General features: G+C 73.5%; 13 protein-coding genes. 4 read left to right on the top strand and 9 right to left on the bottom strand.

Annotated elements, in window-relative coordinates:
- Nucleotides 1–12 precede the first annotated feature (12 nt).
- Nucleotides 13–600, bottom strand: a complete 588-nt coding sequence (locus LX15_RS06000; protein WP_253668476.1) for a hypothetical protein — start codon at nt 598–600, stop codon at nt 13–15.
- A 247-nt stretch (nt 601–847) separates the two neighbouring features.
- Nucleotides 848–1165: a nucleoside triphosphate pyrophosphohydrolase gene (locus tag LX15_RS05995; protein ID WP_253668475.1), complete on the bottom strand. Its 318-nt coding sequence runs from the start codon at nt 1163–1165 to the stop codon at nt 848–850.
- 170 nt (nt 1166–1335) lie between these two features.
- Between LX15_RS05995 and LX15_RS05990 the strand changes: the two genes are divergently transcribed.
- From LX15_RS05990 to LX15_RS05980, 3 genes are all read left to right on the top strand, one after another.
- Nucleotides 1336–2355 carry a COX15/CtaA family protein gene (locus LX15_RS05990; protein WP_253668474.1) on the top strand — a complete coding sequence of 340 codons (1020 nt, stop codon included), beginning with the start codon at nt 1336–1338 and terminating at the stop codon, nt 2353–2355.
- A 487-nt stretch (nt 2356–2842) separates the two neighbouring features.
- Nucleotides 2843–3619 (top strand): thymidine kinase, encoded by a 777-nt coding sequence (locus LX15_RS05985; protein WP_253668473.1) that lies wholly within the window; start codon nt 2843–2845, stop codon nt 3617–3619.
- A 239-nt stretch (nt 3620–3858) separates the two neighbouring features.
- Nucleotides 3859–4203 (top strand): RNA polymerase-binding protein RbpA, encoded by a 345-nt coding sequence (locus LX15_RS05980; RefSeq protein ID WP_073486488.1) that lies wholly within the window; start codon nt 3859–3861, stop codon nt 4201–4203.
- Between the two features lie 458 nt (nt 4204–4661).
- On the opposite strand, the gene LX15_RS05975 is transcribed toward LX15_RS05980, so the two are convergent.
- Nucleotides 4662–5453 (bottom strand): polyprenol monophosphomannose synthase, encoded by a 792-nt coding sequence (locus tag LX15_RS05975; RefSeq protein WP_253668472.1) that lies wholly within the window; start codon nt 5451–5453, stop codon nt 4662–4664.
- 81 nt (nt 5454–5534) lie between these two features.
- Nucleotides 5535–7190 carry an apolipoprotein N-acyltransferase gene (gene lnt, locus LX15_RS05970; protein ID WP_253668471.1) on the bottom strand — a complete coding sequence of 552 codons (1656 nt, stop codon included), beginning with the start codon at nt 7188–7190 and terminating at the stop codon, nt 5535–5537.
- A 341-nt stretch (nt 7191–7531) separates the two neighbouring features.
- Here lnt and LX15_RS05965 point away from each other — a divergent pair, with 341 nt between their 5' ends.
- Entirely contained in the window at nt 7532–7702 is a 171-nt protein-coding gene (locus tag LX15_RS05965) for a hypothetical protein (RefSeq protein WP_253668470.1), read from the top strand.
- A 276-nt stretch (nt 7703–7978) separates the two neighbouring features.
- Here LX15_RS05965 and kal read toward each other — a convergent pair whose 3' ends face one another.
- From kal to kdd, 5 genes are read right to left on the bottom strand one after another with little or no spacing between them, the layout of a single operon-like run.
- Nucleotides 7979–8371: a 3-aminobutyryl-CoA ammonia lyase gene (kal, locus tag LX15_RS05960; RefSeq protein WP_253668469.1), complete on the bottom strand. Its 393-nt coding sequence runs from the start codon at nt 8369–8371 to the stop codon at nt 7979–7981.
- The gene (gene kamE / locus LX15_RS05955; protein WP_253668468.1) at nt 8368–9201 is read right to left on the bottom strand and encodes a lysine 5,6-aminomutase subunit beta; all 834 of its coding nucleotides are present in this window, start codon (nt 9199–9201) and stop codon (nt 8368–8370) included. Before kamE ends, kal begins: the two co-directional genes overlap by 4 nt.
- Nucleotides 9198–10778: a lysine 5,6-aminomutase subunit alpha gene (gene kamD / locus LX15_RS05950; protein ID WP_253668467.1), complete on the bottom strand. Its 1581-nt coding sequence runs from the start codon at nt 10776–10778 to the stop codon at nt 9198–9200. Before kamD ends, kamE begins: the two co-directional genes overlap by 4 nt.
- A 56-nt stretch (nt 10779–10834) precedes the next feature.
- Nucleotides 10835–12448 carry an amidohydrolase gene (locus LX15_RS05940; RefSeq protein WP_253668633.1) on the bottom strand — a complete coding sequence of 538 codons (1614 nt, stop codon included), beginning with the start codon at nt 12446–12448 and terminating at the stop codon, nt 10835–10837.
- A gap of 11 nt (nt 12449–12459) precedes the next feature.
- Nucleotides 12460–13503, bottom strand: coding sequence for an L-erythro-3,5-diaminohexanoate dehydrogenase (gene kdd, locus LX15_RS05935; protein ID WP_253668466.1), 1044 nt, complete (start codon nt 13501–13503; stop codon nt 12460–12462).
- Between the last annotated feature and the right edge of the window lie 66 nt (nt 13504–13569).

Genomic DNA, 13569 nt, shown 5'->3' with positions numbered 1-13569 from the left:
CGAAGCGGCCCGCTACCGGCTGGGGGCGTCGCGCCCGGCCAGGCCGAGCGTCCCCTCCGGGCACAGGATCCCGCCCAGGCCGTCGGAGGCCGAGCACTCCTGGGGCGTGCCTCCCGGCGAGGTCCCCGGGGTGGGCGCGGGATCGCCGGGCGGTGGTGACGTCTCGGAGCGCGGGGGCCGCGTCGAGGGGACGACGGAGGTCGAGGCCGTGCTCGCCGTGACGGCGGCGGACGTCGTCCGCGGAGCCGGGGTGGGCTCCTGGGCGGAGCTGGCCGGTTGCTGGGCGGGCGGTGTCTCGGTCGTCGGGGTCGGCACGCGGGGCGCCCCGGTGAGGACCGGCGCCCGGCCGACGACGGCCTCGCGCGAGACCGTGGCCGGCGTCGGCGTGCCCTCGTCGGTCACGACCGGCGGCGGCGACGGCAGCCCGTCGGCGTCGGAGACCGGGGCTTGGCGCCCCAGGAACACCACGCCGCCGACCAGGCCGGCGAGGAAGGCGGCGACGACGCCACCGATGGCGGCGGGGCTCAACCAACGCCGCATCGCGTCGAGGTCCATCGGCTCCCCTACGAGGTCGAGCACGTCAGGGGTACGCGCTCTCACCCCAGCATCGCGCCCCTGTCCGCCCCCTGTTAACCGATCTTCCGACGATCACCGGAACGGCCCTGCGGAACGCGTCGCGCCCATCACCCGCTGGGCTGATCCTCGCCGGGGTCGCCTTGCGCTTTCGGGGGTGGGTCGGGCACGAGGGAGACCGCGTCCCCGGCGCGACGGGCGCCCGTGCACCGGGCCGGGTGGCGCCCGGACGTGCCGGTCCGATCCCGACAGTGGGCGCCGCCGCCCGGCGGGGTCAGCGGTTGCCCGTCCAGACGACCCGGTCGGCGAACGCTCCCCGCTCCGCCGCCTTGGCCCGCCGGACCGCCTCCAGCTCCTCGGGCGTCACCCCGAGGTCCGCGGCGAGCGCCCGCACGACCTCCAGCACGTCCGCGAGTTCGTCGACGGCCGCGTCGGCGTCCGCGGCCAGGAACTCCGCGACCTCCTCGCCGAGCTTGTCCCGCAGCCGCCGCCGGTACTCCTCGTCGCCGGCCACGTAGGTGACCGGTTCGGCCCCGTCACGCCGGATGATCTCCGGGATCCGGTCCCGGACCAGCTTGCCCTCGCCGCGCACGCCGTTCTCCCTCCGGTAGGGGGTCCCCTGGAGACCGCCGCAGCCTAACGGCCCGACGGGGCGCAGGCGCCGTTTCCCTTGTGGTGGCGGGGTTTCTGGCCGCCTCCGGCGGCCTCGACGACAGAACTCCCCGCGGGCGGCGATGATCACTACATGTAGCATGCCTACGCATGGAGTGGCTTTCCCGGATCGTCGGCGGCTGGACACCGAGCGCGGCGACCCAACGCCGGGTCGGCGTCGCCGCCGTCGTGGCCCAGATCGGCGTGGCGCTCGGCGGCGCCGTCGTCCGCGTGACCGGCTCGGGCCTGGGGTGCCCCACGTGGCCGGAGTGCGCGCCGGGAAGCCTGCTGCCGGTCTCCGATCCCGCGCTGGGGCAGGCACACCAGTGGATCGAGTTCGGCAACCGGCTGCTCGGGGTCGCCGTCGGCCTGGTCGGCGCGCTGGCGCTGCTGGTCGCCCTGCTGACCCGGCCGCGACGCCGACGCTTCCTCCTGCTGGCGATGACGATGCCGCTGGGCGTGGTGGCCCAGGCCGTGATCGGCGGCTTCACCGTCCTGATGGAACTGGAGTGGTGGACCGTCGCGCTGCACTTCGTGCCCTCGCCGGTCCTGGTGTGGTGTGCCGTGCTCCTGGCCCGCGCCGCCGGCGAGCAGGACGGCCCGGCGCGACCGCGGATCCCCCGGCCGCTGCGGGCCATGCTGGTCGTGATGACCGTGGCGCTGGCCGGCACGCTGGTCACGGGCACCCTGGTCACCGGGGCCGGCCCGCACGCCGGCGACGCCGACACCCCACGGCTGGACCTGCCGGTGGCCGCCCTGACCCAGCTCCACAGCGACGTCCTGTTCGTGTTCCTGGGGCTGGTCGTCGCGCTGGGCTTCGCGCTCCGCGCCGCCGGCGCCGTCCGAACGCTGTGGCGACGCTACTGGCTGCTGGTCGCGGCGGTGCTGCTCCAGGGCGCGCTGGGCGCGGTGCAGTACTGGCTCGGCGTGCCGGTCGTGTTGGCGGCGCTGCACGTGCTGGGCGCGATGCTGACGGTCGCGGCGATGGCCGGGCTGTGGGCCGCCCGCGAGGAACGCGACCCCCTGCCGGTGGCAGCCGCCTCCGACACCTCCACCACCTCGCCCTCGCGGACGCGACGCGACGAGTCCGGGGACCACGCCCCGGCGCCGAGCCTGCCGCTGAGCGGGTGAGGAACGCGCCGACCGCGGAGACGGCGTGTGGGGCCGGCCTGCGGCCACACCGAGTGGCGGCTCACTCCGAGCCGGGTAGCGCTCAAGTAGCGAGCCACGGAGTAGGAGTCCGCCGCGCGGCGGATAACAACCGGTGGCCGGAGGGGTGACACCGCCCTCCAGCCACCCCTCCGCCGAAAGAAACCAGTGAGGACTGGTCTCGGCTGCGTCAACGCGCCACAGCGGGTCACCCTCGCGTGATCGTCGAAGCCCTCCGTCGCGTCCGCGTCCGGATCGGGGTGCTGCTGGTCCGGCTGCGTCAACCCGCCCTGCGGGCCGAGCGGACCGCGCCCCGGGGCCGCCGCTCTGGCAGCCGCCCGGTCCTCGGTCTCGGCCCTGGTCCGGGTGTCAGTCCCGGTGGCGGCGGCCGGCTACCACGAGCGGGTGGCGCGCCGGTGACGCCGCCCTTCACTCTGTTGGGCGAAAACATGGATAGGGTTGCGCACTCGTGAGCACCCTGCCCGATCCGACCGACGCGCTCTCGGCCGTTCCCGCGGCCGGCGCGCGCCGCGCCGTGCCCGCCCCCGGCCGGTTGCGGTTCTTCTACGGCCCCATGGACTGTGGCAAGTCCACCCTGGCGCTACAGATCGACCACAACCACGCCCGCCAGGGCCGGCGGGGGATGCTGCTGGTCCGGCACGACCGCTCGGGCATGCCGCAGATCTCCAGCCGGATCGGCATCACCCGCGGCGCGGTGGAGGTCGACGAGCGCGACGACCTGCGCCAGCTCGTCCGCGACCGGTGGGCGCTGGGCCAGCACGTGGACTACCTGATCGTGGACGAGGCCCAGTTCCTGTCCGCCGAGCAGGTCGAGCAGTTGGCCGAGCTGGCCGACGACGTGCAGGTGGACGTGTACTGCTTCGGCATCGCCACCGACTTCCGCAGCGCGCTGTTCCCCGGCTCGCAGCGGCTGTTCGAGCTGGCCGACGAGCTCCAGGCGGTGCAGGTGGAGGTGCTGTGCTGGTGCGGGCTGCCGGGGCGGTTCAACGCCCGCGTCGTCGACGGCCGGGTGGTGCGGGCCGGCGACACGGTGCTGGTCGCCGACACCACCGCCCCGACCACGCAGCGTGCTCGCGCGGACACGGGCCCGACGATCACGGAGGGTGCCGGGGACGCGAACCCCGAGCCTGCTACTGTCCGTTATCAGGTGTTGTGCCGGCGGCACTACAGGCTGGGAGATCTCGGCCCAGTTGTCGCCCGCGAGGGTCAGCTCAGCCTGACCTGAGCGCACGGTCCGCCAGCAATGTCATCCATTAGGGTGATGTTGTTCACCGCCAGTCGGATAACGCGTCATGACGCCGCTCCGATGGCATCCCTATGGAGGACGCTCTCGTTGACGGGTGAAACACGTCACCGTGGGCGACCAATTAGCCCGATCCGGGAACGAGCAGGCGTGACCTGCCGTTGCACTGGGTAAGCATGACCCGGGGCCGCCGCCCCGAACCGAGCTGAAAGGACACCGACATGGCCGACCGCGTACTGCGTGGCAGCCGGCTCGGAGCCGTGAGCTACGAGACCGACCGCAATCACGACCTCGCACCGCGCCGGTCGGTGCGGTACGCCTGTCCGAAGGGCCACGACTTCGAGGTCCCGTTCTCGGACGACGCCGAGCTGCCCTCGACCTGGGAGTGCCGCCTGCACGGCACCGAGTCCAAGATGATCGACGGCAGCGAGCCGGAGCCGAAGAAGGTCAAGCCCCCGCGCACCCACTGGGACATGCTGCTGGAGCGGCGCACCATCCCCGAGCTGGAGGAGCTGCTCACCGAGCGCCTGGAGGAGCTGCGCGGCCGCCGCACGCGGACGGCCTGACCCCGCCTCGGCCCGCCGCGCCGGCCACAGGTCACGAGAAGGCCATTCGGGTTCCCACCCGGATGGCCTTCTTTCGTGTCCGCCCCACGCCCCACGCCCCCGCCCCCGCCGACGCCCCCGCCGACGCCGACGCCGACGCCGACGCCGACGCCGCCCACGGTGCCCCTCGCCACCGTCACCGTGGTGCCTGCCCTGGGACGGTGGCGCGCGGCTCAGCGACCCTCGTCAGCTCACCGGACTCCGCTCACACGACCGTCCACTCTGGCGACCGTCCGCTCTGATCGCCGGAGCGGAGCGACCCTGGCCGGTGGGACGCAGGTGCGGCCTCGCCCCGCTCCGGACCGAGCCCGACACCCCCACCGGCCAAGAACCGCCACGGGCGGGGGCACCCGGTCTGGTCACCCAGACCCGAGTGCCCCCGCCCGTGAGGTCGGACGAAGCCGGCTCAGGAACCCGGCTCAGCGGCGGCGGAACAGGCCGCGCAACTGCTCACCGCGGCGCCGCAGGCCCCACTTGGTGACCCGCAGCAGGGCCTCCCGCACGATGTTGCCGCTCATCTTCGACTCGCCGCGTTCCCGCTCGGTGAAGGTGATCGGCACCTCGACGACCTCGAACCCGGCCTCGATGGCCCGCCAGCCCAGGTCGATCTGGAAGCAGTAGCCCTGCGAGGCCACGTTGTGCAGCTTGATCTTCTCCAGCACGGCCCGCCGGTAGGCCCGGTAGCCGCCGGTGATGTCGGAGACCCTGGCGCCCAGCGCCAGCCTCGAGTAGATGTTGCCGCCCCGCGACAGCCACTCCCGGTGCTTGGGCCAGTTCACCACCCGGCCCCCCGGCACGTAGCGGGAGCCCAGCACCACGTCGGCGCCGCCCCCGTCCCGCCCCAGGGCGTCCAGCAGCCGCGGCAGCTCCTCGGGGGCGTGCGAGCCGTCGGCGTCCATCTCCACGATCACGCCGTAGTCCCGCTCCAGCGCCCACCGGAACCCGGCGATGTAGGCGGCGCCGAGCCCCTCCTTGCTGGTGCGGTGCATGACGTGCACCCGCTCGTCGGCCTCGGCCATCTCGTCGGCCAGCTCGCCCGTGCCGTCAGGGCTGCCGTCGTCCACCACGAGCACGTGCGCTGCGGGCACCGCCGCGTGCAACCGCTCGACGATGGGGCCGATGTTCTCCCGCTCGTTGTAGGTCGGGATCACCACCAGCACCGGGCCGAGATCCTCGAGATGCCCCCCGTGGGCGTCCCGCTGGTCCGCCATGCGTCTTTCCTCCTCGCCGGCGCCACCGCCCCGCTCGGGGTGTCCCCTGGGCGGGGACGGGCGCCGGACCACCTTCCGTCGTCAGTTCCTGGCCGGATCATCGGCCGTGCCGGTCGACACCGCCACCGGCGCGCCGGCCACGCCGCGCCGCCGGGCGACGCCACGCACCATGACCCAGCCCAGCGCCGCCGCCCCGAGCGCGGTCAACGCCCACTCGGGGACGGCGCCGAGCCGGGTGGCCAGCGTAGCCGTCGTCCGCAGCGGCACGTTCTCGACCAACACGTCCGGGGTGAACAGGGCCGTGGAGCGCGCCACCGACCCGTCGGGCAGCACCACCGCGCTGACCCCGCTGGTGGCCGCGACCAGCACGGTCCTGCCGTGCTCGACCGCCCGCACCCGCGACATCGCGAGCTGCTGGTAGGTCATGTCGGTGAACCCGAACGTGGCGTTGTTGGTCGGGATCGCCAGCACCTGCGCGCCGGAGCGCACGGTGTCGGTGACCGCCCAGTCGAAGGCGACCTCGTAGCAGGTGGCCAACCCCACCCGCGCCGGCCCCATCGGGAAGCTGACCGCCTCCTGGCCGGGCCCGAACTCGTGCTGCAACTTGTCCACGAACTCCGGGGCCACCAGCCGCATCAGCCCGCGCAGCGGCAGGGTCTCCCCGAAGGGCTGCAACTGGCGCTTGGTGTACTCGGCCACCGGCCCCCGCCGGGGCTCCCACAGGATCGCGGTGTTGCGCAGCGACCCGGTCGGCGGCACCAGCACCGCCCCGACCGAGACCGGCGCGTTGACCTGCCGCACCGCCTCCTGGATCTCCGCCCAGGCGTCGGCGTTGCGGTAGGGGTCGATGTCGGAGGAGTTCTCCGGCCAGATCACCAGGTCCGGCTGCCGCACCCGGCCCTCGCGCACGGCCTGCGCCAGCTCCTCGGTGCGCCGCACGTGGTTGTCCAGCACCGCGCGGCGCTGGGCGTTGAAGTCCAGGCCCAGCCGGGGCACGTTGCCCTGCACCACCGCGGCGGTGGCGGTGCCCGACTCCGGCGCGGTGCTCACCACCAGCGGCCCGGCCACCGCGCCCGCCAGCACCGGTGCCACCGCCGCCAGGCCGGGCCCCCACCAGCGGGGCCGGCCCAGGCCGCGCCGCCAGACCAGCAGTGTTCGCGCCAGGGCGGCCAGCCCGAACCCGCACAGTGTCACCGCGAACGACAGCAGCGCCGTGCCGCCGACGGCGGCCAGCGGCAGGAACACCCCCTCGGGCTGGCCGAAGGCCACCTTGCCCCAGGGGAAGCCACCGAAGGGCAGCCGGGCGCGCAGCGCGTCGGCGCCCACCCACAGCGCCGCCGCCCACACCGGCGCCCCCCGCAGCCGGCTCGTCGCGGCCACGGCCGCGCAGCCCACGCCGAAGAACAGCGACTCCAGGGCGGTCAACGCCAGCGGCGCCGCCACCCCCACGTAGGTGCCGGTCCACCACAGCAGCGGACCCAGGAAGGCCGCGCCGAACACCACCCCGTAGCCGAAGCCCGCGCGGGCCCGCCGGCCGTGGACGACCAGCCCCAGCAGGACGAACGCCAGCGGCGCCAGCCACCACAGGGGCCGGGGCGGGAAGCTCGCGAAGAGGGTCAGGCCGGCGGCGACCGCGCCAAGCAGACGCAGGACGAACGCCCGGGTGGGCAGTCGACGCCGTCGGGCGCCGCGGGGCGCGGTCGCCGACTGCTCGGAGGTCACGGGGGGTGCGGCCACCGGACAAGCGTACGGCGTGGCTGTGCGGGGCTCGGGGGCCGAGGTCCCCTCCTCCGAGCGACCACCACCCCAACCCAGCGATACCTGGTGGCGACAGCCGGTGACCTGCGGTGGATCACTGCCCGCAGGGTTCACCTGATCTTGGGAAACACGACCCACCCCTTGGGTGGCGTCCCCACGGCGGGTCACCATCCGCTCCGGGTCGGCGCCGGCCGGTCCCTCCCCTCGGCCGGGTGACCGGGAGGGGTGGACCTGGCCGCCTGACCGGGTGCGCCACCCGCCCGGGGGTCGACACTCACTGGTGAGAGTGTCGACCCCCGCCAGGACGAGTGAGGTGCGCGATGGACGAGAGCCCGCGGCTGGACCACCTGGACGCGTTGATCAACGAGTGGGAGGCGTGTCTGGACGAGACGTGGCTGGCCGTGGGCGGCGCCGCCGCCCCCACCCTCGCCCCCTGGGCCCAGCGGCTCGGGCTGTGCGGCGAGGCTCCCGCCTGCGCCCACCCCTGGTGAACCCCGGCGGGCGGGCAACCCCCACCGGTCACCGCACCTGGTGTCACCCTGATGGCCACGTTCGGTGACCTTGTTCGGTGACCACGTGTGGACCACGCCGGGTGTGGCGCGCGGCGACGACCCCCGCCACACCCGCCGACCCTCAGATCCCCGCCCGAGGGGTGCGACCCGACCGAACGACACAGGACGACACAAGCCGAACGGAGGGACACCCGCGGCCCCGGCACCGGCCCCGGCACCGACGTCGGCCAGACGTCGACCGGGCGTCGACCGAGGTCAGGCGCGGGGCGGCACCACGACCGTGCCCCGGGCGCGGGTCACCACCAGCGGCGGGTCCAGCACCTCGGCGGCCGACGGCCCCCGCTCCGGAGTGGCCCGACACACCACCCGCGCCTCGAACGCCACCCCCCGCGACCGGGTGCCCACCCGCGTCAGCGTGGCCGTCGCCTCCACCACGTCCCCCGCCAACAGCGGCGCGAGGAACTCCACCGACTCGTACCCGGCGAACAACCCCTCGTCCCCGTCGGTCCGCACACACAACTCCGTGGCCACGTCCCCGAACAACCCCAGGCTGTAGGCGCCCTCCACCAGGTTCCCGCCGTAGTGGGCGTGCGAGTGCGGAACATACCGGCGGTGGGTGACCGAGAACCCCTCGACCAGACTGCTCACGCCCCCGCCCTCCCCGCCCCCGCCGGGGCCGCCCCGGACGGACTCGTCGTGATCGCGTGCACCAGGTAACTGGCCACCTCACCCGGTGTGGTGCCCCGCCCGAAAACCCGGTCCACCCCCAGCTCCGCCGCCATCAACGGGTCGAACCGGGGCCCGCCCGCCACCAACAACGGCCGCCGCGCCCCCATCGCCTCCCGGAACGCCGCCGCCATCTCCCGCGTGTTCAGGATGTGCGCGTCCCGCTGCGTCACCACCTGCGACACCAACACCGCGTCCGCCTTCTCCGCCCGCGCCCGCCGCACCAGCTCCGGCACCGACACCTGCGCCCCCAGGTTGATCACCCGCAGCTCCCGGTAGTACTCCAGGCCCTTCTCCCCGGCGAACCCCTTGATATTGAGGATCGCGTCGATCCCCACCGTGTGGGCGTCCGTGCCGATACACGCCCCCACCACCGTCAACTTCCGCCGCAGCACCTTCTTGACCGCCGCGTTCACCTCCGCCGGCGACAACAGCGGATACTCCCGCTCCACCACCCGCACCGCGTCCAGATCAATCAGGTGCGTCACCGACCCGTAGACCACGACGAACGTGAAGTCCTCCCCGATCGGGTGGGAATGCACCACCATCGCCGGGTCCAGCCCCATCTTCGCGGCCAACTGCTGCGCCGCCCCCTCCGCCCTCGGCCCGTGCGGCACCGGCAGCGTGAACGACATCTGCACCATGCCGTCCCCCGTGGTGTCCCCGTAGGGCCGCACATACCGCCCCCGACCACCCCCGGAGGGAGCGGCGACAGCCTCGCCGGCCGGGCCCGGCACGGTGGTCGCGGTCATCGGCTCTCCCCCTTCTCCAACAACTCCACCGCCGGGTTGCAGTAGCCCTCCGCCTTCGCGACCACCCCGTCGGCGCCCTTGCCGCCATCCGCCGGGCGCCGCATCAACCCGAACGTCCCGTCCGCGATCGCCTGGAGCAACCCGTCCTCGACGATCCGCTCCAGCAGGTCCACCGCCTCCGACAACACCTGCTTGGCCCGCTTGACGATGAACCCGTCCGGCTCCGGCCGGAAGTCCTCCCACAGGTTCCCCGCCGCCCCCAGCACGTACCGCACGTTGGCCAACGCCAGGTCCCGGTCGGACAGGAACGGCGTCACCACCGCCTCGGTCATCATCCCCACCAGCAGGATGCTCTGCCCCGTCAGCACCCCGGCCAGGTTGAAGAACCCGTCCAACAGATACCCGCGGAACACGTCCCCGGTCATGTGCTTGGTCGGCGGCATCCACTTCAACGGCGCCTCAGGAAACAACTCCCGCGCCAACAACGCGTGCGCCAACTCCAACCGGAACGACTCCGGCAGATCCGGGTTGATCTCGAAGGCGTGCCCCAACCCCAACTGCCAGTCCGCCAACCCCGCCTCATGCCCGAAACACTCGTTGAGCAACTGCGACACCGTCACGGTGTGCGCGGCCTCCACCGCGTCCGCCGTGGTCAGGTAGTTGTCCTCCCCGGTGTTGATGATGATCCCCGCCCGCGCGTGCACCTGCCGCGAGAACCGCTGGTCCACGAACGTCCGCACCGGGTTGATGTCCCGGAACAGGATCCCGTACATCGAGTCGTTGAGCATCATGTCCAGCCGCTGCAACCCGGCCAGCACCGCGATCTCCGGCATGCACAGCCCCGAGGCGTAGTTGGTCAGCCGCACGTACCGGCCCACCTCCCGGCTCACCTCGTCCAACGCCTCCCGCATGATCCGGAAGTTCTCCTGCGTGGCGTAGGTCCCGGCGAACCCGTGGTGCGTCGCCCCCTCCGGCACGTAGTCCAACAACGACTGCCCCGTCGACCGGATCACCGCGATCACGTCCGCCCCGGCCCTGGCCGCGTTCCTGGCCTGCACCACGTCCTCGTCGATGTCCCCGGTCGCCACGATCAGATAGATCCACGGCCGCCGCGGCGGATCCCCCCACCGCGCCACCAACCGCTCGCGCCGCACCCGGTTCCGGTCAACGACCCGCAACCCCCTGGCGACCGCGGCGCGGGCGGCCCGCTCCGCCCGCGCCCGATCCCGACCCGACGGAACGCGATACCGCACCTGACCCGCCGCCGTGGCCTCCGCCAACTCCGTCAGACCACCCAGGTCGTGCTCGGCCAGGGCGTGGAACACCGGCAACGCCACCCCGTGCTCCAACCCACAGTGCTCCCGCACCGTGTCCACCACCCGGTTCACCCACGGCACATCCCCCGAACGATGCGCGCTGTCCGCGCCGGTGATCCCGGCCAACCGCAACGTCGCCCGCTCCACCGCCACCGTGGTGTGCGCCCTGGCCAACTCGATCACCGGCTCGGCCGCCCGCGCCGCCAACCGCCGCGCCGCGGCCACCACCTCCGGATCCAACCCGAGCAGTCCACGTTCCATCCTCGCGCCTCACCCTCCCGACACCGCCGCCGGTCACCCGGCCCGCGACACCCACATCACGACCCGACCTCCCCGGTGTCGTGCAACACCTCACCCCGCAGCACCGTCCGCAGGCACCGCGGCAACGCCACCCCCTCCTCCAACACCGGCAACGCCGGCACCCGCGACCGCGGATCCGTCGACCACCGCTGCACCCGCGAGTCCGGAGCCGCCACCACCAACTCCCCGACCTCCCACACCGCATACGTCGCCGGCGCCCCCGGCACCAACGTCCCCGTCAACCCGTCATCCACCCCCGCCGCACGCCACCCACCCCGCGTGTGCGCGGTGAACGCCGCCCTCGGCGACACCCCCAACCCCTCCGTCCGGTGATGCACCGCCGCCCGCACCGCCGCCCACGGATCCACCGGCGTCACCGGCGCGTCCGACCCGAACGCCAACGTCACCCCCGCCGCCGCCAACGGCCCGAACGGGTTCAACCGCGTCCCCCGCTCCCGACCCAACCGACGCGCGTACAACCCGTCACCACCACCCCACGCCGCGTCGAACAACGGCTGCACCGACGCGATCACACCCCACCGCGCCAACCGCGCCGCCTGATCGGCGTCCACCATCTCCAGGTGCTCCAACCGGTGCCGACCCGCCGCCAACGCCGGCGCACCCACCTCCCGCTCCGCCACCGCGAAACCCTCGACGACCGCGGCCACCGCCGCGTCCCCGATCACGTGGAACCCCGCCTGCACACCCCGACGCGCACACCCCACCAGATGCTCCGCGATCACCTCCGGCTCCAGGTACAACGCCCCACACGTCTCCGGCGCGTCCGCGTACGGCGCCGACAACGCCGCCGTCCGCGACCCCAACGCCCCGTCCACGAACAGGTCCCCCGCCAACCCCCGCACCGCCAACTCCGGCGCCGAGACCGCCAACTCACCCCAGTACCCGACCACCTCGGGCATCCCGTCCACACCCGACAACGCCAACAACGCCGCCAGGTCCTCCACACCCGAAATGTCCGGACCCGCGCACTCGTGCACACACGCCACACCCCGCGACGCCGCGAACCGCAGGAACGCCTCCTGCGCCGACCGCCGCTGCCCCTCGGTCAACGACTCCCGGATCGCCCGCCGCACATGATGATGCGCCGCCCGCGACAACGGCCCCCGCTCCGAGAACCCCTCCGCACCCCGCGCCTCCGGAGCCAACTCCACCAACGCGCTGCTCACCACCGCCGAATGCACGTCCACCCGCGACAGGTACACCGGAACCCGCCCGGCCACCTCGTCGATCTCCTCCCGCGACGGCGGCCGCTGCTCCGGCCACGCGCTCTCGTCCCACCCGTGCCCCCACACCGGCGCGCCCCCATGCGCCGCCACGTGCTCCCGCACCCGGATCAGACACTCCCGCAACGACCCGCACCCCGACAGGTCCAGGCCGATCAACGCCAACCCCGCCGACGTCGCGTGCACGTGCGCGTCCACGAACGCCGGCGCCACGAACGCCCCGTCCAACCGCACAACCCGGTCAGCGTCCCCGTACAACGCCAACCCCACACTGTCCTGCCCGACCCAGACCACCACACCGTCGCTGACCGCCATCGCCGTCGCGTCCGGCGCCCCCGGCGAGTAGATCCGTCCACCCACCAGCAGCGTGGTCGAGCCGTCCCTCATGTTCACGTCAGTCACACCAGCGGAGTCTGCCGCTCCCGCGCCTCGAACAACGCGCGCACCCCCGGCTCCGACCGCACCAACCCCAACGCGAACTCCGCGTGACCCGGCACGTACCCGTTGCCCACCAGCATCTCCACGTCCGCGGCCAACCCCTCCGCCCCCAACGCCGCCGCCGAGAACGACGTCGCCATCGAGAAGAACACCACCGTGCCCCCGTCCGCCGTGGCCAGGACCGCCCCGTGCTCACACCCCGCCACATCCACACACACCACGGTCACGTCCACCCGGGAACCGAGCGCCGCCACCAACCCCAACGGGTCCCGCGCATCAGCCACCACCACCTCGTCGGCCAACCCCACGCCCCGAACCCGCCCCGCCTCGGCCTCGGACGGCACCACCGCCACCAACCGACCAGCACCCGCCCGCCGCGCCGCCGCCAACGACAACGACCCCGACTTGCCGCCCCCACCCAGCACACACACCGCCGGCGCCCGCCCGAAAGCCGCCACCCGCCGCCGCACCACCCGGTCGGTCAACGCCGGCGCACCCGCCACATCCAGCACCGACAACGCCAACGCCTCCGGCAGGTCCTCCGGCAACACCGCCGCGATCGACCGCCCGAACAACACCGCCGTCCCCCGACACGGCACCTGCTCCGACGCCCCGTCCCAGTCCACCAACCCGTCAGTGATCCGCAACGGCGTCAACGTCAACGACACCAACGTCGCCACCCGGTCACCCACCCGCAACCCCAACGGCGACCGCGGCCCCACCTCCCGCACCGTGCCCAGCAACATCCCGCCCGAGCCGGTCACCGGGTTCTGCATCTTCCCGCGCTCATCCACGATCTGGAGCACCGCGTGCCGCACCGCCGCGCCACTGATGTGCGCCTCCCGCAACTGCCGGTACGACGCCGCGTCCAGGTTCAACCGCTCGACGTCGACGACCACCTCGTCCGGCCACGGCCGCGGATCAGGGTCCAACCGCCACGCCTGCTGCGGCAGCACCCCCACCGGCTCGACCACCCGATGCAGCCCGTAAGGGGACGACTCCATGGCGTCAGTCTGTCCCGACCGCGACACCGGCGCCTCCGTCACGTCCGCCTCCGGAAGATTTACGGC

The sequence above is a fragment of the Streptoalloteichus tenebrarius genome (genome assembly GCF_024171885.1).
In the GTDB taxonomy this organism is placed as follows: domain Bacteria; phylum Actinomycetota; class Actinomycetes; order Mycobacteriales; family Pseudonocardiaceae; genus Streptoalloteichus; species Streptoalloteichus tenebrarius.
The sequence above is the reverse complement of the archived record's forward strand: the minus strand, read 5'-3'. Positions and strand labels throughout refer to the sequence as shown.